Origin of the sequence: Streptomonospora arabica (assembly GCF_039531585.1) — a bacterium.
Classification (GTDB): Bacteria; Actinomycetota; Actinomycetes; order Streptosporangiales; family Streptosporangiaceae; genus Streptomonospora; species Streptomonospora halophila.
The window spans coordinates 203,852-228,869 of sequence record NZ_BAAAQI010000007.1 but is presented as its reverse complement, the minus strand read 5'-3'; the positions used below and the strand labels follow the sequence as shown (position 1 = coordinate 228,869).

Genomic DNA, 25,018 nt, shown 5'->3' with positions numbered 1-25,018 from the left:
TTGTCCATGGCTTGATATTGACGTCTCGCCATTTGGAATGCAAATCGTTCGACGTGCTGCGTTCCGCCGCTCGGCGCGATGCAGGCGGCCGCCGGCTCCGTTGCGGCCGCCGCGGCGGCGAGAGAATCCTCTCCTGGAAAGTCCGGAAAGTGACGAGACGCGAGGAGGCGTCGCACATGGCTCGCACGATGGCCGAGAAGGTCTGGGAGGAGCACGTCGTCAGGCGTGCCGACGGAGAACCCGACCTGCTCTACATCGACCTGCACCTCGTGCACGAGGTCACCAGCCCGCAGGCGTTCGAAGGGCTTCGGCTGGCCGGCCGTCCCGTGCGCCGCCCGGACCTGACCATCGCGACCGAGGACCACAACGTGCCGACCGAGAACATCCTCGGTCCCATCGCCGACAAGGTCTCGCGCACCCAGATCGAGACGCTGCGCAAGAACGCCTCCGACTTCGGGGTCCGCCTGTTCCCGATGGGCGACCTCGACCAGGGGATCGTGCACGTCGTGGGCCCGCAGCTGGGCCTGACCCAGCCGGGTATGACCGTGGTCTGCGGCGACAGCCACACCAGCACCCACGGCGCCTTCGGTGCGCTGGCCTTCGGCATCGGCACCAGCCAGGTCGAGCACGTGCTGGCCACCCAGACCCTGCCGATGGCTCCGTTCAAGACCATGGCCGTCACCGTCGAGGGCTCGCTGCCGCCCGGGGTGACCGCCAAGGACATCATCCTCGCCGTCATCGCCGAGATCGGCACCGGCGGCGGCCAGGGCTACGTCATCGAGTACCGCGGCCAGGCCGTCCGGGAGCTGTCCATGGAGGCCCGGATGACCATCTGCAACATGTCCATCGAGGCGGGCGCCCGCGCGGGGATGATCGCCCCCGACGAGACCACCTTCGACTACGTCCGGGGCCGCCCGCACGCGCCGCAGGGCGCCGACTGGGACGCCGCCGTCGAGCACTGGAAGAGCCTGCGCACCGACGACGGCGCGGCCTTCGACCGCGAGGTCGTCCTCGACGCCGCGCAGCTCAGCCCGTTCGTCACCTGGGGCACCAATCCCGGCCAGGGCGCGCCGCTGGACAGCGCGGTGCCCGACCCCGAGGGCTACGAGGACCCCGCCGAGCGCGCCGCCGCCGAGAAGGCCCTGGACTACATGGACCTCACCGCGGGCACCCCGCTGCGCGACGTCCGGGTCGACACCGTCTTCCTGGGCTCCTGCACCAACGGGCGCATCGAGGACCTGCGCGCCGCCGCGGAGATCATCAAGGGCCGCACGGTGGCCGACGGCGTGCGGATGCTGGTCGTACCGGGTTCCATGCGGGTCAAGGAGCAGGCCAACGCCGAGGGGCTGGGCGAGGTCTTCACCGCCGCGGGTGCCGAGTGGCGCGAGGCCGGCTGCTCGATGTGCCTGGGCATGAACCCCGACCAGCTCAAGCCGGGCGAGCGCAGCGCCTCCACGTCCAACCGCAACTTCGAGGGGCGGCAGGGCAAGGGCGGCCGGACCCACCTCGTCTCGCCGCTGGTCGCCGCCGCGACCGCGGTGCGGGGCACCCTCTCCTCGCCCGCCGACCTGTAGCCGACCGCCCACGACAGGCACGAAAGAGCTGACACCGACATGGAGAAGTTCACCGTTCACACCGGCAGCGCCGTGCCGCTGCGCTACAGCAACGTGGACACCGACCAGATCATCCCCGCCGTCTACCTCAAGCGGGTCGCCCGCACCGGCTTCGAGGACGGCCTGTTCGCGGCCTGGCGCGCCAACGCCCCCGAGTTCGTGCTGAACAAGCCCGAGTACGCCGGCGGCAGCGTCCTCGTCTCCGGCACCGACTTCGGCACCGGCTCCTCGCGTGAGCACGCGGTGTGGGCGCTGCAGGACTACGGGTTCAAGGCGGTGCTGGCGCCGCGCTTCGGCGACATCTTCCGCGGCAACGCGCTCAAGGGCGGGCTGCTGGCGGTCGTGCTGCCCTACGACGTCATCGAGCGGCTGTGGGCGGCCGTGGAGGCCGACCCCGCCACGCAGGTGACGGTCGACCTGGAGGCGCGCGAGGTGCGCGCGGCCGACATCGTCCAGCCGTTCGAGCTCGACGACTACACGCGCTGGCGGCTGATGGAGGGTCTGGACGACATCGCACTCACTCTGCGTCACACCGATGACGTCGACGCGTTCGAGAACCAGCGCCACGCATGGCTTCCGGTCACCCAGTAGACGGCGAATCCCCGGAATTTTACCTTGATTTGGCGCGGCGGCCGCGGGAGGCGCACCGCCGCGCCAACGCACTGCCGCCGGATGCCCGGATTCCCGCCGTACGTAGGCTTTTGGGCATCACGGAAGCGGTCAAAAGGGATCCCGTTCGTGCCTTCGAGCGGGTCGATCTGACGCTCCTCCCGCTCCCTCCGCAGGTCGAAGACCCTCCGACACGCTGAATTCACGGGCGTTTGTGTTTGTGTCCAGGGCATGCTGTCCCCTAATTTCGTGCGAGCAAGGGGGAACCGGAGGAACCAATGAACAAGCGTGACCTGATCGACGCGATCTCTGACCGTATGGGCGACAAGAAGACCGCCACCGAAGCCGTCAACGCGGTGCTGGAGACCATCCAGTCGGCCGTCGCTTCCGGCGAAAAGGTCGCCGTGACCGGCTTCGGCGTCTTCGAGAGGGGCGAACGGGCCGCTCGTGAGGCCCGCAACCCTGCTACCGGGGCGACTATCAACGTCCCGGCGAGCTACGTGCCGAAGTTCCGCCCGGGCTCCGACTTCAAGGCCCTGGTGAACGGCGAGAAGTGACCCCCGGCGAAGCCGAGGGCTGAAGTGCGCGCCCGGGTCCCCCGAGAGGGCCCGGGCGTTCTTCATGCGCGCCCGCGTGCGGCACGCCCCGGGGCATGGACCGCCGACACGGCCGGCGCCGCACCTCACCACGCGAAGCGCGCCAGCAGCTTGGCCGTATGCGGCCCCACACCCAGCCGGGCGGCCTCACGGAGGTCGGCCGCGGTGTCCACGTCGCGCCGCACGCTCGGCGCCCGCGAGCCGTCGAGCTCCGCGGCCCCGCCGGCCAGGTGCCGGCGCCGCGAGCCGCCCTCGAACGCCGGGGCGAAGCGGGCCCCCGCCCGCACGGCGTACAGCGTGGTGCCGACTCCCGGCGCATCGGCCAGGAAAGAGCGCTCGTGGCCCCGCGCCTGCGCGAGCACATCGTCCAGTTCGCCCGGACGCAGCGCCGGGAGGTCCGCCGACAGCGCACAGCGCCCCCACAACGGGTGTGTGCGCCCGGCTGCGGCGGCTCCGTGCTCCAGCGCGGGGTTGAGGCCGGTCCCCGGCTCGCCGCCCACGACGGCGGCTCCCAGCGCCTCCAGCGCCGCGGCGGCCCGCTCGTCCTGCGTGACCGCGAACACCGCGCCCACCCGCTCGGCGGCGACGGCCGCCATCACCGTGTCGCAGGCCACCGCCAGCGCCAGGTCGGCGCGCGGCAGGCCCGCCGCCCCCGACAGCCGGGACTTGGCGCGCTCCAGCCCTTTCACCGGGACCACCAGCGACCAGGGCCGGTCCTGATCCTGCGGCGGCATCGCCCCTCCTCGACTCGCTGATCGGCGCACCGCGCCCCCGGGCGGCCGCGCCGGCAGGCTAGGGCGCCGCCCCCGGCCGACCGCAGGCGGCACGGCACGCCGCGCGCACCGCCCCGCCGGAGTGGAGCGGGGCGTACCGCGCCCCGTCCGCTCGCCGGTTGCAACGGGCGCGACATGGGGGATCTTCCCGGCGGCCTAGACTGGACCGGCCGCAGGCGGCCGCCGGCCACCGCCGGGCCGCGACGCGGAAAGGCCGGCGCGCAAGCGGCGAGGCAGGTCGAATCGGAGGAGTCCGTGGCACAGCAACGCGAATCGCGGTGGGTCAAGGCGGTCGTGGCCGCCATCGTCCGCCCGGTCCTGGGAGCCGTCACCAAGGCGGAGTGGCGGGGGCAGGAGAACGTCCCGCGCGAGGGCGGCGTGATCATCGCCGCCAACCACCTGTCGATGGCCGACCCACTGACCATCTCGCACTACCTCTACGTCGCCGGGCGGCGCTGGCCCACCTTCACCGCCAAGGAGGGCGTCTTCCGCATCCCCCTGGTCGGCGCGGTGGCCCGCAGCACCGGCCAGATCCCCGTGAAGCGCGGCAGCACCGACGCCATCAAGGCGCTCAAGGAGGCCGAGGCCGCCCTCACCCGCGACGGCTCCTCGGTGATCTTCTACCCCGAGGGCACCTGCACCCGCGACCCCGACCTGTGGCCGATGGCCGCGCGCACCGGTGTCGCCCGGCTCGCGCTGAGCACCGGCGCGCCCGTCGTCCCGCTGGCGCACTGGGGCGAACAGCACCTGCTGCGCTACGGCACCGCCAAGCTGCGCCCCTTCCCGCGCAAGCGCGTGCAGATCGTCGCCGGGCCGCCGGTGGACCTCTCGGCCTACCGCGGCAAGCCGATGACGGCCACCGTGCTCCGCGACGCCACCGCCGAGATCATGCGGCGCATCACCGAGCTGCAGGCGGATCTGCGCGGCGAGGTGCCGCCGGCCGAGCCCTACGCCATGAAGAGGGTCCGCCAGGCCTCCTCCGGCGACTCCGGGACGCCGGAGGCCGCCGAGGCCGCTCCCGAGGTCCCCGAGGCGGGCGCGGCGGGCGGCGCCGGCGTGCAGCCGGCCGCGAGCGCCGACGGAGGCCGGGCGCCGGCCGCCGCCAACGGCGCCGGCGAGCAGGACTCCGACGGCGAGCGGAAGCCCCGCGGGTGAGCGGCGGCGCGCGAGCACGGGGGAGGAGCACATGACCAAGGTCGCGGTGATGGGCAGCGGTTCCTGGGGGACCGCGTTCGCCAACATGGTCGCCGACGCGGGCGCCGCCGAGGTGGTCGTGCACGGGCGGCGGTCCGAGGTCGTCGACGCGATCAACCAGCGCCACGAGAACCCCGCCTACTTCCCGGGTATGGCGCTGAACCCCGCCCTGACCGCCACCGCCGACGCAGCCAAGGCGCTGCACGAAGCGGACTTCGTCGTCCTCGCCGTGCCCTCGCAGACGCTGCGCGGCAACCTCTCCGCATGGCGCGAGCACATCGGCGGGCAGGCCGTCCTCGTGAGCCTGATGAAGGGCATCGAGCTCGGCACCTGCCGCCGGATGAGCGAGGTCGCCACCGAGGTGTCGGGCGTGCCCGAGGACCGGGTCGCGGTCGTCTCGGGCCCCAACCTGGCCCGCGAGATCGCCGAGCGCCAGCCCGCCACCGCCGTGATGGCCTGCCGCCACGAGCCCACTGCCGTGCGGCTGCAGCACATCTGCAAGTCGGCGTACTTCCGGCCCTACACCGTCACCGACGTGGTCGGCGTTGAGCTGGGCGGAGCCGTCAAGAACGTCATCGCCCTGGCCGTCGGCGTCGCCGTGGGGATGGGCTTCGGCGACAACGCCAAGGCCTCGCTGATCACCCGCGGCCTGGCCGAGACGGTGCGCTTGGCGGTCTCGCTGGGCGCCGACGAGCACACGCTGGCCGGCCTGGCCGGGCTCGGCGACCTCGTCGCCACCTGCGGGTCGCCGCTTTCGCGCAACCGGACCTTCGGTGAGAAGCTCGGCTCCGGCATGACGCTGGAGGAGGTCGTCGCCGCGACCTCGCAGACCGCCGAGGGCGTGAAGTCCTCGGAGTCGGTGCTGGAGCTGGCCCGCCGCACGGGCGTGGAGATGCCCATCACCGAGGCGGTCGTGGCGATGATGCACCACGACCTCTCGCCCGCCGAGGCCCTCGCGGCGTTCATGTCGCGTACGGCCAAGCCGGAGCGCTACGGGTTCTGACCCGGCGCAGCGCCGCGCGTGCGCGCCGCCGCGCCGGGGCGGGCCGGACGCGTGCACGCCCGGCCCGCCCCGACCCGCCACTACCACCGAGCAACGGAGATCCGCCGCACCATGCACCAGCAGGGGGAGAACACCCGCGCCCTGGGCCTGCCCGCAGCGCCCGCGCCGCCCCAGCGCCCGCTGCGGGCCCCGGTCCACCGCAGCACCACCTACGCGTTCGGCTCCTCCCGGGAGTACGCCGACGTCCTGGCCGGCGAGGCGCCCGGCTACTCCTACGCGCGCATCGACACCCCCACCGCGAGCGCCTTCGCCGCGGCGGTGGCCGCGATGGAGGGAGCCGGCTGCGACCGCGAGGTGCGCGGTGAGGCCTTCGCCTCGGGGATGGGCGCGGTGAGCAGCACGCTGCTCGCGCTCACCGGCGCCGGCGCGCACGTCGTCGCCTCCCGGTCCATCTACGGCAACACCTATTCGCTGCTCGACGGCCTGCTGCGCAGGTTCGGCGTGCACACCGACTTCGTCGACATCACGGACACGGCCGCCGTGCGCGCCGCGGTGCGGCCCGAGACCGCGGTGGTCTTCACCGAGACCCTGTCCAACCCGACCATGACCGTCTCCGACCTGCCGGCCCTGGCCGGGATCGCCGACGAGGCCGGCGCCGTCCTGGTCGTCGACTCCACCTTCGCCACGCCGGCCGTGTGCCGCCCGCTGGAGCACGGCGCCGGCGTCGTCCTCCACTCGGCGACCAAGTACATCGGCGGGCACAGCGACGCCACCGGGGGCGTGGCGGTCGGCGGCGCGGATCCCATGGCCCGGGTGCGCGCGGCCCGCATCGACCTCGGTCCCTGCCTGGCCCCCGACGAGGCGTTCCTCCTGCACCGAGGCCTGGAGACGCTGCCGCTGCGCGTCGCCCGCCAGTGCGAGAGCGCGGCCGCCTTCGCCGCCGCGGTGGCCGGGCACCCCGCGGTCGAGCGGGTCGACTACCCGGGACTGCCCGGCCACCCCGGCCACGGGCTCGCCGAGCGGCTGTTCGACGCCGGCCGCCGGGGCGCCGTCGTCACCGTGACCCCGCGCGGCGGCCGGGAAGCGGGCATGGCCTTCGCCGACGCCCTGCGCACGGCCACCATCGGCGCGTCGCTGGGCGGCACGCACACCCTGGCGGGCCACGTCGGCTCGACCACCCACCGCCAGATGAGCGACACGGCGCTGCGCGAGGCCGGGATCGGGCCCGCGGCGGTACGGTTCTCCATCGGCCTGGAGGACGCGGACGACCTCGCGGCCGACGCCCGTGCCGCGCTGGACGCGGCGTGCGGCGGACGGTGACCGGCGCGCCCGCGGCCGGCGGCGCTTCGGCGGCGCGGGCCGCGGGGACACGACGGAAGAACGAATGGGCGCAACGGGTGCGGATCGGTTCCGGAGCCCGGCGAGCGGAGGATAGAGTCGGGCAGCATGGCCGAGCAGCGTAAAATCCGGGTCGCCGTGATCTTCGGCGGACGCAGTCCCGAGCACGAGATCTCCTGCGTCACCGCGGGCGGGGTGATCTCGGCGATCGACACCGACCGCTACGAGGTCGTGCCCATCGGCATCGCCCGCGACGGCTCCTGGGTGCTGTACTCGGCCGACCCGGGTCAGCTGGCGATCGTCGACGGCCGACTGCCCGAGGTCCTCACGTCCGGGCCCGAGCTGGCGGTGCCCTTCAGCGGCGCCACCGACCTGATCGTCCTCGAAGGCGACTCCTCGCGCAGGCTGGGCGGCTTCGACGCGGTACTGCCGCTGCTGCACGGCCCGCTCGGCGAGGACGGCACCATCCAGGGCCTGTTCGAGATGATGGACGCCCGATACGCGGGCGCAGGCGTGTTCGCCAGCGCCGCGTCGATGGACAAGGTCTTCATGAAGGCCCTGTTCACCGGGCACGGCATCCCCACCGGCGACTACGTCGCGGTGCCCGACCGGATGTGGCGGGGCGAGCGCAAGCGCGTCCTGGACGACATCGCCGAGCTGGGCGGGACGGTGTTCGTCAAACCCGCGCGCGGCGGCAGCAGCGTCGGCATCAGCAAGGTGCCCGACGCCTCGGACACCGACGCCGTCACCGCGGCCGTCGAGGCGGCGCGCCGGCACGACCCCAAGGTCATCGTCGAGGCGGCCGTGCCGGGCCGCGAGGTCGAGTGCGGTGTGCTGGAGTCGCTCGACGGCGGTGCGCCGGACGTCTCCCAGCCCGCCGAGATCCACGTGGCCGACGGGTTCGACTTCTACGACTTCGAGGCGAAGTACCTGTCCACGAGCGGCCTGACCATCCCGGCCGAGCTGCCCGCCGAGGTCGTCGCCGAGATCCGCCGCGAGGCCGCCCGCACCTTCGAGGCGCTGGGCTGTGAAGGGCTCGCCCGGGTGGACTTCTTCTACGGCGACGACGGGCGCGTCTACGTCAACGAGATCAACACGATGCCCGGGTTCACTCCGTCCTCGGCGTTCCCGCAGATGTGGGCCGAGTCGGGGCTGGACTACACGTCCCTCGTCGACCGGATGATCCAGACGGCCCTGCGCCGCGCGCCCGGCCTGCGCTAGCGCGCGCCGCCCGCCGAGCACGCCTCTTGGCGACCCTTCCGGGGCCGCGTCCCGCCCGCCCGGCCGGGACGCGGCCCCAGCGCATGTGGAGGGCGGGAGGCGGTGCCCCGACGCATTCCGCCTCCCGCCCTCGCAAACCCCGCGGCCGGGCCCTGCCGCCCCCGGCCGCGGGATTATCGGGGTTGGTCCGTTCGCCGGCGGTCCCTCACGATGCCGTGCAGGTCTCGCCGTTCACCTCGAACGCGGTCGGCTCCGCGGCCGATCCGCCGTTCTCGGCATTGAATCCGAAGGACACCGACGCCCCGGCCGCGACGTCGCCGTTCCAGTCGGTGTTGGAGGCGGTCACGCGTGTGCCCTCCTGTGCGAACTGCGCCGACCAGCCGTTGGTGACGGTCGATCCGTCGGCGAAGTCCCAGGCGACCGACCAGTCCTGCAGCGCCGAGTCGCCCTCGTTGGTCATCGAGACGTTGGCCGTGTAACCGCCGGACCACTCGTTGGCGATGCTGTAGTCCACGGTGCACTCGGCCGGGCCGCCGCCGCTGCCGCCGCTGCCGGTGGTCACCGACACCTCGGGCGAGGGCGAGGACGCGTTGCCCGCGGCGTCCAGGGCGACCACGTAGAAGCTGTAGGAGGTCTCGGCCTGCAGCCCGCTCACGGTCGCCGACGTGCCTCCGGAGGTGGTGGCCACCACCTCGCCGGTCGCGGCGTCGTGGACCTCGTATCCGGTCACGCCCACGTCGTCGGATGCGGCGCCCCAGCTCAGCTCGGCGGAGCCGTCCGTGACGGCTCCGGCGCTCGGCGCGCCGGGCGCGGTGGGCGCCTGCGTGTCGTCCTCGCCGCCGCCACCGCCGCTGCCGTCGAAGACCACGTCGGAGCAGTTGTAGAAGGCCTCGGGGCTGTCCGAGCGCTCCCAGATCGAGTAGATGACGTGGCGGCCGCTCTTCTCGGGCAGCGTGGCCTGCCAGTAGTACTCGGCGCCCTCGACGCCGCCTTCGCGCAGCGGCGGGTCGGTGACCTCGTCGAACGGGGCGGGCTCCAGGTCGTCCCAGCCCAGTGGCTGGCTCGGGTCCCAGCCGTCCTTGGTGATGTACTGCGTGAAGGTGCCGGGGTGGCGCGCCCACGCGTTGTGCTCGAAGGTGACCGTGTCCCCGGACTGAACCTGGGTGGCGGGCCAGTCGCCGGGGCGGTTGAAGGCGTCGAACTCCTCGGTGGGGCCGCAGAGCTTGCCGTTGGGGATGATCTCGCGGTGCCGGTCGCCGGCGTCGCTGATCAGGTTCCCGAACCAGTTCCAGAAGGGGTAGGAGCTGTATTCGAGGGCCTCTTGGCACATCGGGTTCTGCGGGTTCAGGGAGCCGCCGTTGCCCCCTTCGAGGCCGTCCTGGTAGCAGGCGTAGGTGCGGGTGGCGGGGAAGGTGAAGCCGCCGTGCGCGGCCGCCGGCTCGGCGGGCAGGGCCACGGCGAATCCGGAGGCGAGTACCGCTGCGCCGCCGATGAGGGTGATTCTGCGTGCAAGGTTCACCGTTGCACTCCTCTGAGTCGCACTCCCGTGACCTGGGCGATGTCAGCGGGAGATGGATGGGGGATCCGAGGATGGGAGCGGGGGACGGGTTCGGGATGGGGAGCACCTCAGCGGAGCACGGCAGCAGGGAGCGCTCCCAGTTTTGGGAGCGCTCCCAGGTTGTGCCGAACTACCCCAGAGGCGTTCCTAGCGTGTCCCGCATCACAGGATTCCGCAACCACGGGTAATAGAGACGTAACTCCGAAGCCACATCGGATTCGGCGGCGTCGCAGGTGGCGGACGTCCGGTTTGCGGCGAGGAGGGCGCGCGAGCGCTCCCGAGGCGTCCGGCGGCGGCCGCGGGCCCGCCGACCGCCGCCGGACGCGCCGGTACGCAGGCGGGTACCGGAGGCGTTCGGGCGCGGTCGGCGGGCGGGTTCTAGCGCGCGGGCGGCGGAGGCGGCGGGCCCTGGTGGGGGCCGGCCACCGGGCCGGCGCCGGGAGGCGGCGGCCCCCGGAAGGCGGGCGGTGCGGCGTCGGGCGGGAGCTGACCGGGCGCGGCCGGCGCCTGCGGGGGCGCTGAGGGCAGCAGGCGGCGCGCGAGGATCGTGCCGCCAGCCGTAGCGGCGGGGAACACCACGACGGCCAGGAACGGGATGGCCAGCAGCAGGTAGCTGGGGATGCCGAAGCCGAACACGAGCATCCGCCGCTGCTTCATCGCCCCGCGGCGGTCCTTGATGCGGCGCATCCCGCGCCGGTCGAAGGCCGCGCCGAGCAGCTCGATGGTGAGCATCCACCCGCCGAAGAAGGCGGCCACGACGGGGACCACCGTCTGGCCGACCACCGGGATGAACCCGCTCGCGAACAGCGGGATCGCGACCAGTGCCGAGACGGAGATCAGGCCCAGCGACTGCCGGACCGCCCGGATGACCGACCGCACCACCGGCTCGTCGGAGTCGGCAGGGGCGTCGCCCAGGTCGTCGTCGACCATCTCGGCGATCTTGTCGTAGAGCGGGAACCCCAGCGCGAGCGTCAGACCGGTGAAGGCCACGACCATGATCAGCACGGCGCCGGCCACCAGCATCACCCCGGCGGCGACGCGCAGCGTCGTCTGCATCCCCGACGACCAGCCGTCGGCGAAGGGGGTCAGCCACGCGGTCAGGTCGTCGATGTTGAGCAGCAGCGCCGCCAGGGCGGCCACGAACAGCAGCGACGTGGCCAACGGCGGGATCATGCCCAGCATGAACAGGCGGGGGTTGCGGATGACCAGGGCCGCGCCCTTGAACAGGACGCCGACACCGGAGAGGAAGTCGCGGAGGGGAGTGCTCACGCCGGACGACGATAGTGCGTCCTCCCCCGTCCCCGCACCTTCAGCCGCCCCCGCGCCCACCCGCCCCCGGTTCGGCGGCACGTCCACTCGCCCCGCCAGCTCGCCGGCGCCGCTGCCGTGGTCCCGGTCCGTCCGGGGGCGGAGTGCGGTGCCTGCCGACCGCACGCGTGTCGGTTCTGGGGCCTCCTGTGCGCTCCCAGGGGCGTGTGCGTGTCGCGGGTTCCCGGCGGGGCGGGCGCAGCCGTGCCGGTCCAGAAACGCCCACCAGGTGCGCAGCGGGACCGTCCGCACCTCGGTGGGGGAGAGCCCCTCCGCCGCGGTCCGCGGCGCCGCAGTGGCGTGGCTGCGCGGCATGTCGGCGTGTCGGCGCGGCGGACGGCGTCGGCCAGGACGCGGCGGATGTGCTGATCGGCGCCGTACTCACCGCGCTGAGCCCGGCGGGGTGCGGTGCGTGCTGTGGGCGGTCGGGTTCGGGCTGCCGACCGCTGCCCGGGGCGGGCGGGCGCGGTCCTTCGCCGGAGGCCACCCGGAGGTGTGGGAGGCCCGGCCGGAGCCGCGGCCGCGGGTCGAGGGGGAGGGGCCGTGCGGCGGGGGCGGGTGCGGGCCGTCGCGGCGGCGGGGTCAGCGGTGCCGCGGGCCCTGCGGGCCCGCCGGTCTCCCGGCGGGGGCCGGGCCGGTGCGGGCGAGGGTCGCTCGCGCCGCCGCGCGTATGCGGGGGTCGGGGTGGTGGCGGGCGAACCAGCGCAGTACGAAGCGCGCCTCGGGGTGGCCGAACCCGGCCGCGGAGTCGAAGACGGTCGGCAGTTCGGGGTCGCTGACACCGGGGAACGCGCCGATGCCGCCTGAGCCGTCGTCGTGCCCGTAGGTTCCGGTGCGCAGGCTCGCCGCGAGTCCGTCGAGCAGCGGACCGAGGTGGTCGTGCGGCTGCAGGGAGTCGAGCTTGGCGAACCCGGCGTCGAACAGCCAGCAGCGCGCCCGGCCGCCGAAGTCGGGGTCGCCGCGCAGGCGCTCGTAGCAGCTGCGCGCCTGCAGCGCGTATGCCGACGTCAGGCGGTTGGCCAGGGAGCGGTGCACGCAGTCGTCGCTGCGCCGGTAGACCTCCACCAGCTCGGGCAGCGCCCTCGCCGGGCCGCGCGCGGCGATCCACTCCTGCAGTTCCCGCTCGGCGAAGGGGTCGCCGGAGGCGGCCCGGTCGATCAGCACCTCGGCGTCCTCGGCCATCAGCTCGGCGCGGGTGAGCGGGCGCACCCCGTTGCACACGAGTAGGGCGAACCACAGCCACCGGCCCAGCGGAGTCAGCACGGTGCTCGTGTGTCGGCCGGCGGTGGTTCGCCGGACGCCGCCGGTATCGGAGGCCTCGTGTGCGACGGCGCCGAGGTGCTCCAGCTCCACCAGGAGCGGTTCGGCGGCCTCGGCGGGGCCGGCCGCATCCGGCGGGCCGTGGGACGGGCCGGTCGGCCGCCGCACGGCCGCGGGAGCGCCGCTCAACCGCGCGTCGGCGGCCAGGTCGGCTGCCATGCGCGGGGCCAGCGGCGTCGGCGCTCCCCGTTCCCTGCCCAGGCTCAGCGCGGTCAGCACGGCGCCGATCAGCGCGTCCGCCGCGTCCTGGTCGGCGCCGTCCGCCGCGCCGACGCGGCGCAGCCGCTCCGCTGCGGCGCCGCGGACCGCGGCGAAGCCGGACCACCAGCGTTCCAGCAGCTCCCCGGCGGCCGGGGACCCGTTCGCCGTGCGCGGGTCGGCGCACACCGGAGCGGCTGCGACCGCCGCGACCAGTTCCTCCGCCGTCGGAAGAGCCGCGGGTGGCAGCGAGTAGCCCAGCCGGCCCCACCCGCCCCGCGGGCGGGGCGGCAGCGCGCCGTCCCCCTCGCCGCGCGCCGCCGCCGCGAAGGCGGCGAAGCCCAGCCCGGGCGCGGCGTCCTCGGCCGGGGGCGCCGCGCCCGGGGAGGCTCCTGCGTGCGGTCGGGCGGCGTCGTGTTCCCGCCCGTCCGTGCCGTCCGCGCCGGAGAGGCGGGGCGCGGCGTCCTCGACGGCCTGTTCGAGGTTGGCCAGGCGTGCCGAGCGCGGGTCGAGCCAGCCGTGCCGGTCCAGGAACGCCCACCAGGTGCGCAGTGCGCCGGGGACCGCCCGCACGTCGGTGGCCGGCAGCGCCTCCCGGGTGGGCACCCAGTGCCGCAGGAGGGTGAAGACGTCGGCCGCCGTCCACCGCGCGACCAGGCCGTCGCCGCCGCAGCCGGGCTCGCCGAGCTTGTAGCCGGTCACCGCGCCCAGAGCGCGCCGCGAGACCGGGGGCACGGGCTGCCCGGCCGCCCAGGAGGCCGCCGCGCGCGGCAGCAGGTCGCGGTAGCGGTCGAGGGTCTCCTCGTCGGCGTTGCTGAAAACCAGGCGCATCGCCACTCCACGTTTCTCGCCCGGGCCGTCCGGGGGCCGGGCCGCACCGGGGCGCCGGACGGCCGGCGCCGGCGGAGTCGGCTCCGCCCGGGTTCCGGCGGCCCGCCCGCTGTCCGCCGCCACCTCACCAACAGTGTGGCAGCGAGGACGCTGCGCGGTGGGAAAGTCGCCGATATCCCGTGGATCGCCGAAAGCCGGTTCCCTACGGCGGTTGCGGAACCGCGGCTCGCCGCACCGGAATCCGGAGCCTTTCGCCGCCCCGGCCACCGGGAACGCCGGAGGTGGGGACTGCCGGAATGTCGTCGCCGTCCGGCAGAATCGGCGGTATCCGAGACCGTTCGGATTTCCCGGAAGGAACACCGGCACCATGGCCGATCAACCGCTCGTGTTCGCCACCGCGCAGCAGCTCGCGGAATGGTTCGAAGAGCACCATCGCACCGTCGGCCACATCTGGGTGGCCTTCCCGAAGAAGGGGACGGACGCACGCGCCCTCACCCGTTCCGAGGTTCTGGACCTCGCGCTGTGCTACGGCTGGATCGACGGCCAGGCGAGCTCGGCCGGTACCCCGGAGGGGTGGTGGGCGCAGCGGTACTCCCCGCGCAGGCCCCGCAGCCCGTGGTCGAAGATCAACTGCGCGAAGGCCGAGGAGCTGATCCGCGCCGGCCGGATGCGGCCCGCCGGACTGGAGGAGGTCGAGCGCGCCAAGGCCGACGGGCGGTGGGACGCCGCCTACGACCCGCCGAGCACGGCGTCGGTACCGGACGACCTGCGCGAGGCGTTGGACGCCGTTCCGGCGGCAGCGGAGGCCTTCGCCGCCCTGAACAGGAGCAGCAGGTTCACCATCCTGTACTCGCTGCAGGAGGCGAAGCGCCCCGAGACCCGGGCGCGCCGAGTGGCCGACTACGTGGCGCGGCTGGCGGCCGGCGACCCTCCGCGTCCGCCTCAGCGCAGGAAGCCCCGATAGGGCTCCGGGCCGTCCTCACGAGGGCGCGGCGCACGGCCGCGGGTACGCGGAGCGGCTCCGCCGACCGCGTTCCCGCCCCTACCGGTCGGCCGCCGTCGCCGCCATCGCGGTGCAACGGCGCGTGACGCACTGCCGAGATCACGATGGGCGGCGCCCGGCGCAAGGCAGGGTTCCGCTGACGAGCGGCGGACGCACAGCGCGTGCAGCAGGGCCACAGCAACGCCGCGGCCTGCCGGGCCGCAACCACCGACATCCGCACCCGCAACCGCACCGGCGCGAAGCGGTGCGACAGGCGCAGCGCCGAGAACGACGGCCGCCGGCGGGGTACCACCCGTCACCACGGCGGCACCGCCTCCCGGCCCGCTTGTCCACAGGCGGCGAAGCCGGTGTTGTGCGCCCGGTCGCGCTCCGGTGTGCTGGTGTCATGTCGGAATCCGAACGCTCGCGCCTGCCCGGCCTCCGCGGGCTCGCCGCAGGTCAGCACGGGGTGGTGACCCGGGCCCAGGCGCTGGCGTGCGGGCTTTCGCGCGCCCGGATCGACGGCCTGGTGCGCCGGGGCAGGTGGCAGCGGGTGCATACAGGCGTCTATCTCGTCCACCCCTCCGGCGGAGGCGATCCGCCGCTCGCCGCCCGGGTGATGGCCGTGCAGTTGGCGCTCGGCCCGAGTGCGGTCGCGGTCGGCCCCACCGCCGTACGGCTGTGGGGCCTGCACGGCCTGCCGCCCGGCGGCGCGCCCGAGCGTGTGCACGTCGCCGTCCCCGGCGGCGGGTCGTCCTCGGCCGCGGGTACGCTGCGCCGGTACGCCTGGCGCCCGCCCGTCGGAGAGGTCGCGGTGCGCGGCGGCATCCGGCTGACCACGCCCGGGCGCACGCTGCGCGACGCGGTCCTCGTCTCCGACCGCCTCACCGCCGTCAGCATTCTCGACTCCGCGGTGCAGCGCGGCGCGGTCGCCGCCGATCAGCTGCCCGGCCTGCGCACCGCCAACGCCGGCCGGCCCGGGGCGGTCCGCACCGGGGCGTGGTGGTCGCTCGCCGACGGGCGCGCGCAGAGCAGCCTGGAGTCGCGGATCCGGCTCGTGTGCCACGACGCCGGAGTGCCGCCCGAGACCCTGCAGTACCCCGTTTATCGGGCCGACGGCACGCTCGCGGGGCGCGCCGACCTCGCGTGGCCGAGCCGGGGCGTGATCGCCGAGGCGGACGGCCGGGGACCCCACGCCCTGCCCGAGGCCCTCTACGTCGACCGCCGGCGGCAGAACAGCATGGTCAGCACACCGGAGCGCCTGGTCATGCTCAGGTTCACCTGGCGCGACCTCCAGCGCCCGGACGAGATCGCAGCGGCCGTCCGTGACGCCTGCCGCACCTCCGACAGAGGACGCGGATGACGTCGTGCATCCGTCCGGGGCACCGCCCGCGCCCGGCCCCGAGTCGCGCGTGCCGGCGGCGCGCCGGTAGCGGTGCGCACCGAGTGCGGCCCGCCCCCCGCGGGCCCGATACCCCCGGGGCCCGCGCCTCAGAGCGGCAGGAACGGACTCGGCGTGCCGTGCCAGCTCACGTACAGGCGCTCCCGTGCGCGCGTGCAGGCCACGTACAGCAGGGAGCGCTGCGCGTCGAGATCGGCCCGGTGCTGGTTCTCGTCGAGGTCGGCGCTGGTGACCCGGTCCAGCTGGGGCAGCGCGTCGGCCGTCGCGGCGAACACCGCGACGGCCCGGAACTCCAGCCCCTTGACCCCGTGCATGGTGGTCACCCGCACACCGTGCGCGGGGTCGGTGATCGAGTGCTCGCGCGGATGGAATATCCCCGCCGGAAGGGAGCGCGCCCGCAGATGGGCCGCCACCGAGTCGCGCAGCTTGTTGGTGCGCGCTGTCACGCAGACGTCGGCGGGCGCGATCCCCTCGGCCAGCCAGGCCCGCACCCGCTCGGCCAGCGCGTCCAGCTCGGCGGGCTCGTCGGGCGCACCGAACAGCTCGGGCTCGGGGCCGCTGAGAACGCAGCGTGCGGCCCCACCGGGCTCGGTGGCCGAGGAGTCGCCCAGCTCGGTCACCGGCCGCCCGCGAAGGATGCCGTCCGCCCAGGTCAGAATCTGCTCGGTGGTGCGGTAGTTCACCCGCAGCGGGAAGGAGCGGCCGACGATCTCGATGCCGAGCCGGCGGAAGGAGACGGTGTTGTCGTAGATGCGCTGCCGGTTGTCGCCGGCGATGAACATGTCGTTGGGCCCGCGGGGGACCGCGGCGCGCAGGGTGCGCCACTGCGCCGGGTGCAGGTCCTGGGCCTCGTCGACGACCAGGTTGGTGTAGGGCAGCTCGGAGCGCTCGTCGAGGATGCGGGCGGCCTCGGCGTGCAGGTCCTCTGCGGGCACCCGGCGGCTGGTGCGCATCATCGCCCGGACGCTGCTGATGGCGTGCCAGACCTCGCGGCGCTGGTCGGCGTCGAGCGGCGTGGTGCGCCCGACCCGCGCGTCGGGGTCGAGGTAGCCCTCCAGGGTGGTGATCCCGTGCGCGGTGACCACATGCCGGTACTCCGAGAACAGGAAGTCGACCGGCCAGGGCAGGCGGTGCTGCCGGGTGTAGTTGGCGAAGATCCCGCGGGTGTCGGTGCGCAGCCGGACGTCGGGGTGGACCTCCTTGACCACGTCCAGCGCGAGTTTGTCGGTGGTGACCACGTCGACGTCCTCGACGAGCTCGGGCGGCAGCAGCAGCGCGAGGTTGCGCTTGAGCGACTCCACCAGGGCGTTGGTGAAGCTGGTCAGCAGCACCCGTCCGCCCAGCGGCAGGTGCTCGGCCAGGTGTTTGACCCGGTGCAGTGCGACGACGGTCTTGCCGGTTCCGGGGCCGCCCGAGACCTTCGCGGGTCCGTTGAACCGGGGGCGGTAGGCCAGTTCGCGCTGCATGGGGTGCAGGTAGATCCGCCAGGCGTTGAACTCGCCCGCGAGGACGTCCTCGATCTCCTGGTTGTCGTTGACGACGATGACCCGCTCGCGGGTGTGCCGGATGGCGGTGTCGTAGTCGTCGGGCGCCACGGCGCCGACGGCGGGGCGGCGCGGCACGACGACCTCGTCGCGCACCCGCTGCACCGAGTGGCCCTCGGCCAGGGCGCGCAGCACCTCGTACTGGTCCTGGGGCAGGGCGGGCGCCCAGCCGTGCAGTTCGTCGGCGGTGGCCACGCTGCGGCAGAAGTCGAGGATCTCGGGGTCGATGCCGAGCCGCTGGAGGTCGCGGTCGGTGATCCGGTCGAAGAGGAGGCCGGTGGTGCCGTCGGGGGAGGGGGTGGAGGCGGCGGGGAGCGGTGGGGGTGCCGCCTGCGGCGCCGAGCCGGGGTCGGCCCGGGCGGTGGGGCGCGCCGCGGCGGCGGGTGCCGGCGCGGCCTCGGGCCGCGGCGGCGCTGCGGCCGCGGGGCCGGCCGGACCCGTGTCGGACTGTCCCAGGGCCGAGGCGTCGCGGCGTTCCAGCGTGCCCATGACGGGGTTGACGTCGTGGCGCTGGTCGCCGGCCCAGTCCGCGGCGGAGTCGCGGGGGAGCAGATGGACGAGGAGGAAGGTCTCTCCGGACTCCGGCGCCAGCATCACCCCGGTCCAGGAGTCGCTGATGCGGAAAGTGCGAATACGCGGATCCTGTCCTTTGGGAAGCGAGCGGATCCGCAGGTCGGGGTGGGCGAGCAGGGCGTCGAGCGAGAGTTCGCGGAATTTGCGCGTGGCCGCGAGCAGGCGCTCGCGCGTGGGCCTGTCGAGTTTGTCGTACTGCGGAAGACACGTCGCGTCGATCGCCAACTGCGGCATGGGCCTCCCTTTCGCGGGCGCATCAGCGCGGTGAATCCCGCACGTTCACTGCCATTCCCTTGTTGTTGTATCCGACGCTTATGACATTACGGCCGGATTTGGCCGATATTCCGCCCGATGCGCGGCCGCGCAGTCCACCGGCCCCGCTCCGGGCGGCGATCGGCCGCATACGGGGGGTTCACCAGCGGGGCCGAGTCCCCGCGCCGGCCGCGTCGCCCGCTCATACCGCCTCCCGATCGGGCGCCCGCCGCCGCGGTATCGCCGGACAGCGAATACGCGGCCGGCCGCGGCGGAATCCGGACACAACCCGGGCCGCGAAAGGGACGGAGGGGTACCGTGTTGCCTTCGGACATCCTCCGTCGGCCGGAGTTTGCGGTCGAGAGGGCGCAGCCGGCAGAACTGCAGAGGTGGGCGTGCCAATGCCGCAGGAGAGGTCGAGCCAGCAGCGCGGGCCGGCCCGTCGCCCGCTGCTGCGCAGACTCACCGGCGGAGTGGTCGCCCCCGTCGCCTTCATCTCCTGCGCGCTGCTCCTGCAGATGGCCCCGGACCTGCTCGACGACTTTCCCCGCACCGTCGTCTGGGGGCTCTCCGTCACCGGCGCGGTGGCCACCGCCGCGGTCACCGTGGGCTTCGACTCGAACCGGGATGCGGGGGCCAAGCCGCCGCCGCTCGCCCCCAGGCAGCCGCAGATCGAGCTGCCGCCCTACAGCGAGCGCTTCACCGGCCATGCGGGCCTGATGGCTCGGCTGCGCCGCCACTTCCGCATCTTCCCCCGCGCGGGCGTGCGCGGCTTCCTCGACCTGCGGGCCAAGCTGCGCGACTCCCGCCGATCCCCGCTCGTGGTCGTGATCAGCGGAGCCCCGGGCACGGGCAAGACGCAGGTCGCCACCCAGATCGCGCACGAGGTGCTGGACCGCTTCCCCGACGGCGTGCGGTGGGTGGAGCTCTCCGGCGACCGGGAGCCCGACGAGGCCGATACCGGCGAGGACTCCGGTGGCGGCCTCACCCGGGGCATCGGCCGGCGGATGCGGCGCATGTTCGACCGCGGTGCGCGCCGCGACTCCGACACCCTCACCATCGACGTGCCCGGGCCCACCCTGCCCCAGCGCGAGCCCCGTTCGACCGCGAAGGTCCTGGAAGCGCTGGTCCAGTCGATGCAGGGCCGCATCCCCTCCGGCGCCACCGTCGAGAAGCTGTCCAACACCTGGCGGGCGCTGACCTACAGCCGGCGGATGCTCGTCGTCCTGGACAACGCCAAGGACGCCGACCAGGTGTGGCCGCTGGTGCCCAGCGGGTCGCGCTGCGCCGTGCTGATCACCTCCCGGCGCGCCTTCGGCCACGCCGAGTTCGAGTTCGAGTCCTGCGAACTGGACGAGCTCGGCCAGCGCGAAGGCGAGGAGCTGCTCGACCGCATCGCGCCGGTGCAACTGGGCCCGGGCTCGCACGAGCTCGACCGGGCCCGGCGCGACCGCGCCGAGATCGTGCGGCGCTGCCACGGGCTGCCGCTGGCCATACGGCTGTGCGGCGGCCGGCTCGTCGAGCAGTCCGACCCGAGCCCGCGCGAGGTCCTGGAGGAGCTCGACGACTTCGTGCGCAGCCCGCTGCTGGACGGCCCGCACGGCTTCGCCGCCTCCTTCGCGTTCAGCCTCCAGCTGTGCGAACCCCAGGAGCGGCTGCTGCTCAAGCACATCGCCGACTCCGACCTGCGCAAGTTCAGCGACTGGTCGGCGGCGGTGCTGCTGGACGTGCCCCGCGACACCGCGGGCGCGCTCATCGACGGCCTGGTCCGCCGCTACCTCGTCCTGGCCACCGAGCGCAACGAGACCCGCGAGAACACCTTCCGCATCCACGACCTGGTGCGCGAGACGCTGCGGATGATCGACGCCCGCGAGTTGCGCCTCACGCAGTGGGAGCGCGACAACTGGGAGGGCGCCGGCGGCCGCGGCGCCGCCCGCCGCCTCGTCTCGGCCTACACCTGGCTGGTCGAACAGGCCGCGGCCGAGGTCACCCGCACCCACGACCCCGGTGTGCTGGGCGAGCGCACCGACATCACCCCCGCGCCGGGACTGCGGCTGGCGCCCACCGGAAGCCCGCGGCAGTGGCTCACCCAGGAGCGGGAGTCGCTGCTGATGTGCATGCGGCTCGCCGAGACCCACGACCTGCCGGAGCTGGGATGGCGGCTGGCGCACGCCTTCGCGGCGCTGTGCCAGGTGTGGCGGGTGTACTGGGCCGACTGGGAGCAGGCGACCCTGGTCCAGCTGCGCACCGCCTACCGGCTGGGCGACCGCCTGGCCGGAGGGCTCGCGCGGCTGGACCGCGCCGAGATCGCGGGCAAGATGGGCGACTACCAGGCCGGCATCGACGACGCCGAGACGGCGCGGCGGGTCTTCGAGCAGGCCGGCGACCGGGGCGCCGCCCGGTCCGGCGAAGCGTCCGACGCCGCATCCCCGCACTGGCGGGCGCGCGCCCGGCGCTCCCTCGGCGTCAACCTCCAGCGCCGCGGACACCTGGACGGCGGAGCTGAGGCCCTGAACACGGCCGAGCGGATCTTCGGCGAGGAGGGCGACCACTGGTGGAGGGCCCGGGTGCTGTGCGACCTCGCCGAGGTGCACGCCCAGCGGGGGAGGCGCCGCGACGCCGAGTACCGGTCGGGCTCCGCGGCCGACGGCGCCGAGCACCTCCGCGCGCAGAAACTGCTCCAGTCGGCCTGCCGCATCTTCCGCGACGAGCAGGACTGGGACGAGCACAGCAACGCGCGGATCGCCCTCGCCGAGATCATGGCCGCCCGCGGGCGGGAGCTGAACGCGTGGTTCATGCTCGACGAGGTGCGCGAGTACTACCGGCGGGCCGAGGAGCGCTGGTACACCGCCCGCTGCCAGCGCGCCATGGCCGAGCTGGACACCGGCCGCCTGGACGAGCAGTGGCGCGAGGTCCGCCTGGCGCTCGACCCCGCCCGGGCCGAGTACAAGCGCGACCGCATCGAGGGCAAGGTGGCCCGCGAGGGCCGCCGGTTCCGGCTCGCGACGACGCAGGAGCACCTGCGCAGCTACCGGCACTACGAGAACGAGCTGCGCAACACCGCGCGCGGGTTCCTCGGCGAGTACTTCGACCAGACCCAGGAGTGGTTCGACCGGCTGCCCCGGGCCGGGCGCGCGGGCCAGCGGGCCGTGGCCGAGAAGCAGCGCCGGTGGTCGGTCGAGCAGCGGATCCGGATGCTGGAGGAGGCCGCCGCGACGCTGGCCGAGATGGGCGACACGTGGGGCAGGCACCGCACGGACCTGGCCCTGGGCAGCGTGCGGCTGACCGCTAAGGTGAGCGTCGACGAGTGCGCCGCCACGATGCGCGCCGCCGCCGAGGGCTTCGCCGAGCTCGGCGACCAGCTCTGGCACGCCCGCGCCCACCGCACCGCGGCCGAGGCGCTGACGGACGCCGGCTGCTCCCGCCACGCGCTGGTCGACGCGGAGTACGCCTACGAGGCGTTCCAGCGGCTGGGGGACCGCGTCGGCCGCATCGGCGCCGAGGAGCTCTTCGGCCGCCTGCTCGACGAGACCGGCAACACCGAGGCGGCGATCCGCCACCTCACCGCCGCCCGTGAGGAGGCCCGCGCGGTAGGTCTGGAGTGGCGCGACCGCGAGGCCCACCACCGCCTCACCCGCATCCAGAACGGCCCTGCGGCGCCGCCCGAGCAGTTCCGCTGGGGAGTCGGCACCGCAGAGGCGCAGCCGGGCGGTGCCGCGCCGGCCGGCGGAGGCGCCGGGCCGGAAGGCCGGGACGGCCCTGCGGATGCGGAGGAGCCGCGCGCGGACGGCCTTTCCGTCCCCGCAGGCGGCGCCTCCGACGCGGGCGGTCCGCCGTCCGCGGCCGAACCCGCGACGGCCGGGCCCGATGCGCCGGGAGCGGGCGTGTCCGAGTCGGCCCCGCACGCGGAGGCGGCGGAGCACCCGAGCGCGGAGGGTCAGGGTCCAGGGGACGACCGGGAGGACTCGGCGGAGCGCGCGCTGCACGCGCCGCGTCAGCGCCGGCCCGGGAGCACCGCGGAGGCGCCCGATGCCGGCGAACCGTCCGCGGGCTCCTCCCCCGACGCCGTATCCGGCGCCGACAGCGGCTCGGGCCCGGGCTGCCCGCCGCCGTCGCCGTGACCGCCGGCGCCCGCACGGCCGACCGCCTGCGCGCTTCGTCCCCGCGGCGAGCGAGGTCCTGGCCGTTGCGGGCCCGCTGAAGCGCTAGGGTCGGGCGGGCCGGACGGCAGTCGGGTGTTCCCGCCCCGCGGTGCCCCCTACGCAGGCGGTCGACGCGGGAGGCGGAAGTCGGTTCGTGGCGCACAGCGCCCCCGGGCGGGGCGGCGGTGACGGGAGAGCATATGAGACCGGGAATGTGGGCGGCCGCCGGCGTGGCGGGTGCGGCGGCGGCGCTGGGGCCCACCGCGTGGAGCTACCTGGCCAGCGGCGGGCGCCGTACGCGGCTCGGGCGGGTGCCCATCCGGCCGGTCGCGATCGTGCTCGGGGCGGCGGTGTGGCCGACCGGCCCCTCCCCGCTGCTGGAGGGCCGCATCGACATCGCCGCCCGGCTGTTCCGCGAGGGCACCGTGCGGGCGGTGCTCGTGTCCGGGGACAACCGGCCCGTGGCCAACCGCGAGACCGACACCATGGCCGCCGAGCTGGTCGAGCGCGGCGTGCCCGAGGACGCGGTCGTGGCCGATCCGCACGGCTACCGCACGTGGGACACCGCGGTCCGGGCGCGCGAGACCTACGGCGTGGACCGGGCGATCGTCGTCACCCAGGTCTTCCACCTGCCCCGCGCGGTCGCCCTGTGCCGGGCGGCGGGCGTGGACGCCTACGGTGTCGGCGACCCCAGCTTCCGGCGGCGGCCGCGTTCGACCGCGGTGGGCTACCTGCGCGAGATCGGCGCCAACACCAAGGCGCTGGGCGACGCCGTACTGCAGCCCGCGCCCGCCGTCGTCGAGCCGCCGCGCGGCGAGCTGCGGACCGCGCTGTCCTGACGCCCCCGCGCCGCGCCCGTCCACATCCGAAAGCGCCGGGTTGGCGGTGAGGGCGTCGGCACGGCGATAATGCGGGGTATGGACGCGACGACGGGTTCCGGACCCCTGCACGGACTGGACGACATCGACTGGAGCGGTCTCGCTCCGCGCGGAGGCGAGATCCCCGGCCTCCTGCGCGACATCGCCGGGGGCGGTACCGCCGAGCGCGGTGTCGACGATGCGGTCGCCGCACTGTTCGACCTCGTCCGCTTCCCCGCTCCCGCTTACACGGCCGCGCCGCGGGTCGCCGACTTCCTCGTCTCCATCGCCTGCCACCCCGACACCCCCGCCGACTGGCGCTCGCGCCCGCTGAGCCTGCTGCTGGAGCTGCTGGCTCCCGCCGCGACCACGCTGGTGCCCCAGCGCCTCGACGACGCCCTCTGGCGCGACGAGGCCGCATGGGCCGCGGGCTCCGACGTCGACAAGGTCCGCGACCAGTACCGCACGTGGGTGCAGGAGGCCCCCGACGAGCAGCACTACCGAAGAATGCGCGTCCGGCTCGACACCGCCGCCCGCGACGGCGGGCCCGAGCTGCTCCAGGCCGAGCTGGCCGTCTACGACACCGTGCTGGCCCGCGCCGCCGACCTGCTGACGCTCCTCGACGGCCGCGACAACCGGCGCGGCATCGACCCTCCGGCCGAGTGGGCCTGCTACGTCCTCGCGTTCCTGCCCGGCGCCGCGGCCGAGGTCTACCCCGCCCTGCTGCGGCGGATCGGCAGGCCCGCCGACCTTTCCGGAGGCTCGTCCGGCTCCTCGGACGACCCGGTCTCCGCCGAGGTGTTCGCCCTGGGCATGCTCGCCCCGGCCGACGACCCCGCCGCCACGGTGGCGCTCGCACACGAGATGGCCGCGGGACACCTGTACAACTCCTTCACCGCGGCCGTGGCCATGGTGCAGATCCACGGCGAGAAGGCGCCCCAGGAGTGCTTCACCCGCATCGCCAACGGCCGCCGCGCCAGGCCGGGCTACCGCGGCCTCTTCGGCGACGCCTGGCCGCACTGCGGCGAGACCCCGCCCGAGTCGCTCGGCTTCCTGGCGCTGGGGCGCGCGGGCGGCCGGGGCGTCAGCGAGCGCCTCGGTGTGCTGCCCGCCGCGCTCGCCGAGGCGGAGGGCGCCACGCTCGCGGCGGTCGCCGGTGCCGCACTGGAAATGGTCCTCGGTCCGCGCAGCGCGGTCGAGGACGCCGTCGACCCCTCGGTAGACCTCGACGAGGACACGCTCAAGGTGCTGTGGGAGCTGGCCGAGCTGCCGGAGCGGACGTGGGAGAGCGCCGGGCTCGGCGAGACGGTCGCCGCCTGGGGTCTTCCCGAGCGCCGCGAGGAGTTCCGCGCGTTCGCCGGGGTCGACGGCTCCGGCTCCGAGGACGGCGACGACGGCGGGACCGACGCCGCCGAGGGCGCGCAGGGGACCGCCGCACCGGGGTCCGCGGGCCCCCGGCAGGCGCCGCAGCCGGGCGGGCTGCTCGGCCGGCTCTTCGGCGGAGGCCGCTGAGCCCCGCGGGGCGGCCGAGGGGCGGGTGGGCCCCGCCCCGGCCTGTCGGCGCGCGGGTCCGCGCCCGGCCGTGTCGTGACAGCGGAAAGGGGCCTCCGACATCGGCGTGCATCGACCGAGATCAGCACCGGCAGCCGGGAGGCCTTCCACGGCCCGCGTCGCTCGCGCCAACGCCACCCGGACACCACCGGC

18 protein-coding genes are annotated in these 25,018 nt (G+C 74.7%); 13 read left to right on the top strand and 5 right to left on the bottom strand.

The window, feature by feature from the left end:
* The first annotated feature begins 176 nt into the window (after nucleotides 1-176).
* The 4 genes from leuC to ABD284_RS14405 all read left to right on the top strand — a co-directional run bounded on the left by leuC (nucleotide 177) and on the right by ABD284_RS14405 (nucleotide 2,779).
* Nucleotides 177-1,574 carry a 3-isopropylmalate dehydratase large subunit gene (leuC, locus tag ABD284_RS14415; RefSeq protein WP_344143480.1) on the top strand — a complete coding sequence of 466 codons (1,398 nt, stop codon included), beginning with the start codon at nucleotides 177-179 and terminating at the stop codon, nucleotides 1,572-1,574.
* A gap of 39 nt (nucleotides 1,575-1,613) precedes the next feature.
* Entirely contained in the window at nucleotides 1,614-2,204 is a 591-nt protein-coding gene (leuD, locus tag ABD284_RS14410) for a 3-isopropylmalate dehydratase small subunit (protein ID WP_344143479.1), read from the top strand.
* Complete coding sequence (locus tag ABD284_RS25870; RefSeq protein ID WP_465269421.1) at nucleotides 2,183-2,422, top strand: SCO5555 family protein; 240 nt, start codon at nucleotides 2,183-2,185, stop codon at nucleotides 2,420-2,422. The genes leuD and ABD284_RS25870 overlap by 22 nt, the downstream gene beginning before the upstream one ends.
* A 78-nt stretch (nucleotides 2,423-2,500) precedes the next feature.
* Nucleotides 2,501-2,779 (top strand): HU family DNA-binding protein, encoded by a 279-nt coding sequence (locus tag ABD284_RS14405; RefSeq protein ID WP_311544908.1) that lies wholly within the window; start codon nucleotides 2,501-2,503, stop codon nucleotides 2,777-2,779.
* 125 nt (nucleotides 2,780-2,904) lie between these two features.
* Here ABD284_RS14405 and cofC read toward each other — a convergent pair whose 3' ends face one another.
* Nucleotides 2,905-3,552, bottom strand: a complete 648-nt coding sequence (cofC, locus tag ABD284_RS14400; protein ID WP_344143478.1) for a 2-phospho-L-lactate guanylyltransferase — start codon at nucleotides 3,550-3,552, stop codon at nucleotides 2,905-2,907.
* Nucleotides 3,553-3,846: 294 nt separating this feature from the next.
* Here cofC and ABD284_RS14395 point away from each other — a divergent pair, with 294 nt between their 5' ends.
* From ABD284_RS14395 to ABD284_RS14380, 4 genes are all read left to right on the top strand, one after another.
* Nucleotides 3,847-4,746 carry a lysophospholipid acyltransferase family protein gene (locus tag ABD284_RS14395; RefSeq protein WP_344143477.1) on the top strand — a complete coding sequence of 300 codons (900 nt, stop codon included), beginning with the start codon at nucleotides 3,847-3,849 and terminating at the stop codon, nucleotides 4,744-4,746.
* A gap of 31 nt (nucleotides 4,747-4,777) precedes the next feature.
* Nucleotides 4,778-5,788 (top strand): NAD(P)H-dependent glycerol-3-phosphate dehydrogenase, encoded by a 1,011-nt coding sequence (locus ABD284_RS14390; RefSeq protein WP_344143476.1) that lies wholly within the window; start codon nucleotides 4,778-4,780, stop codon nucleotides 5,786-5,788.
* Between the two features lie 111 nt (nucleotides 5,789-5,899).
* A complete protein-coding gene (locus tag ABD284_RS14385; protein ID WP_344143475.1) occupies nucleotides 5,900-7,108 on the top strand; it encodes a trans-sulfuration enzyme family protein in 1,209 nt (402 codons plus the stop codon).
* A gap of 126 nt (nucleotides 7,109-7,234) precedes the next feature.
* Nucleotides 7,235-8,347, top strand: coding sequence for a D-alanine--D-alanine ligase family protein (locus ABD284_RS14380; protein ID WP_344143474.1), 1,113 nt, complete (start codon nucleotides 7,235-7,237; stop codon nucleotides 8,345-8,347).
* A gap of 205 nt (nucleotides 8,348-8,552) precedes the next feature.
* Here ABD284_RS14380 and ABD284_RS14375 read toward each other — a convergent pair whose 3' ends face one another.
* The 3 genes from ABD284_RS14375 to ABD284_RS14365 form a co-directional block, all read right to left on the bottom strand.
* On the bottom strand, nucleotides 8,553-9,866 hold the full coding sequence (locus ABD284_RS14375) for a lytic polysaccharide monooxygenase (RefSeq protein ID WP_344143473.1): 1,314 nt from the start codon (nucleotides 9,864-9,866) through the stop codon (nucleotides 8,553-8,555).
* A 417-nt stretch (nucleotides 9,867-10,283) separates the two neighbouring features.
* On the bottom strand, nucleotides 10,284-11,174 hold the full coding sequence (locus ABD284_RS14370; RefSeq protein WP_344143472.1) for an EI24 domain-containing protein: 891 nt from the start codon (nucleotides 11,172-11,174) through the stop codon (nucleotides 10,284-10,286).
* Nucleotides 11,175-11,795: 621 nt separating this feature from the next.
* Nucleotides 11,796-13,562 carry a hypothetical protein gene (locus ABD284_RS14365; protein WP_344143471.1) on the bottom strand — a complete coding sequence of 589 codons (1,767 nt, stop codon included), beginning with the start codon at nucleotides 13,560-13,562 and terminating at the stop codon, nucleotides 11,796-11,798.
* A 367-nt stretch (nucleotides 13,563-13,929) separates the two neighbouring features.
* On the opposite strand from ABD284_RS14365, the gene ABD284_RS14360 reads away from it, so the two are divergent.
* Both ABD284_RS14360 and ABD284_RS14355 read left to right on the top strand, forming a co-directional pair.
* Nucleotides 13,930-14,526, top strand: coding sequence for a YdeI/OmpD-associated family protein (locus ABD284_RS14360; protein WP_344143470.1), 597 nt, complete (start codon nucleotides 13,930-13,932; stop codon nucleotides 14,524-14,526).
* A gap of 424 nt (nucleotides 14,527-14,950) precedes the next feature.
* Nucleotides 14,951-15,907, top strand: coding sequence for a type IV toxin-antitoxin system AbiEi family antitoxin domain-containing protein (locus ABD284_RS14355; RefSeq protein WP_344143468.1), 957 nt, complete (start codon nucleotides 14,951-14,953; stop codon nucleotides 15,905-15,907).
* 128 nt (nucleotides 15,908-16,035) lie between these two features.
* Here the strand turns inward: ABD284_RS14355 and ABD284_RS14350 are convergent, their stop codons facing one another.
* On the bottom strand, nucleotides 16,036-18,297 hold the full coding sequence (locus ABD284_RS14350; protein WP_344143467.1) for a UvrD-helicase domain-containing protein: 2,262 nt from the start codon (nucleotides 18,295-18,297) through the stop codon (nucleotides 16,036-16,038).
* Nucleotides 18,298-18,716: 419 nt separating this feature from the next.
* On the opposite strand from ABD284_RS14350, the gene ABD284_RS14345 reads away from it, so the two are divergent.
* From ABD284_RS14345 to ABD284_RS14335, 3 genes are all read left to right on the top strand, one after another.
* Nucleotides 18,717-22,436: an NB-ARC domain-containing protein gene (locus ABD284_RS14345; protein WP_344143465.1), complete on the top strand. Its 3,720-nt coding sequence runs from the start codon at nucleotides 18,717-18,719 to the stop codon at nucleotides 22,434-22,436.
* Between the two features lie 221 nt (nucleotides 22,437-22,657).
* Entirely contained in the window at nucleotides 22,658-23,296 is a 639-nt protein-coding gene (locus ABD284_RS14340; RefSeq protein WP_344143464.1) for a SanA/YdcF family protein, read from the top strand.
* A gap of 78 nt (nucleotides 23,297-23,374) precedes the next feature.
* A complete protein-coding gene (locus ABD284_RS14335) occupies nucleotides 23,375-24,826 on the top strand; it encodes a hypothetical protein (protein WP_344143463.1) in 1,452 nt (483 codons plus the stop codon).
* Nucleotides 24,827-25,018: the final 192 nt, after the last annotated feature.

Excerpts from the sequence above, each read along its gene's own strand:
- leuC (WP_344143480.1), top strand. The coding sequence starts at position 177 with ATGGCTCGCACGATGGCCGAGAAGGTCTGGGAGGAGCACGTCGTCAGG.
- leuD (WP_344143479.1), top strand. The coding sequence starts at position 1,614 with ATGGAGAAGTTCACCGTTCACACCGGCAGCGCCGTGCCGCTGCGCTAC.
- ABD284_RS25870 (WP_465269421.1), top strand. The coding sequence starts at position 2,183 with ATGGCTTCCGGTCACCCAGTAGACGGCGAATCCCCGGAATTTTACCTT.
- ABD284_RS14405 (WP_311544908.1), top strand. The coding sequence starts at position 2,501 with ATGAACAAGCGTGACCTGATCGACGCGATCTCTGACCGTATGGGCGAC.
- cofC (WP_344143478.1), bottom strand. The coding sequence starts at position 3,552 with ATGCCGCCGCAGGATCAGGACCGGCCCTGGTCGCTGGTGGTCCCGGTG.
- ABD284_RS14390 (WP_344143476.1), top strand. The coding sequence starts at position 4,778 with ATGACCAAGGTCGCGGTGATGGGCAGCGGTTCCTGGGGGACCGCGTTC.
- ABD284_RS14385 (WP_344143475.1), top strand. The coding sequence starts at position 5,900 with ATGCACCAGCAGGGGGAGAACACCCGCGCCCTGGGCCTGCCCGCAGCG.
- ABD284_RS14380 (WP_344143474.1), top strand. The coding sequence starts at position 7,235 with ATGGCCGAGCAGCGTAAAATCCGGGTCGCCGTGATCTTCGGCGGACGC.
- ABD284_RS14365 (WP_344143471.1), bottom strand. The coding sequence starts at position 13,562 with ATGCGCCTGGTTTTCAGCAACGCCGACGAGGAGACCCTCGACCGCTAC.
- ABD284_RS14360 (WP_344143470.1), top strand. The coding sequence starts at position 13,930 with ATGGCCGATCAACCGCTCGTGTTCGCCACCGCGCAGCAGCTCGCGGAA.
- ABD284_RS14355 (WP_344143468.1), top strand. The coding sequence starts at position 14,951 with ATGTCGGAATCCGAACGCTCGCGCCTGCCCGGCCTCCGCGGGCTCGCC.
- ABD284_RS14350 (WP_344143467.1), bottom strand. The coding sequence starts at position 18,297 with ATGCCGCAGTTGGCGATCGACGCGACGTGTCTTCCGCAGTACGACAAA.
- ABD284_RS14345 (WP_344143465.1), top strand. The coding sequence starts at position 18,717 with ATGCCGCAGGAGAGGTCGAGCCAGCAGCGCGGGCCGGCCCGTCGCCCG.
- ABD284_RS14340 (WP_344143464.1), top strand. The coding sequence starts at position 22,658 with ATGAGACCGGGAATGTGGGCGGCCGCCGGCGTGGCGGGTGCGGCGGCG.
- ABD284_RS14335 (WP_344143463.1), top strand. The coding sequence starts at position 23,375 with ATGGACGCGACGACGGGTTCCGGACCCCTGCACGGACTGGACGACATC.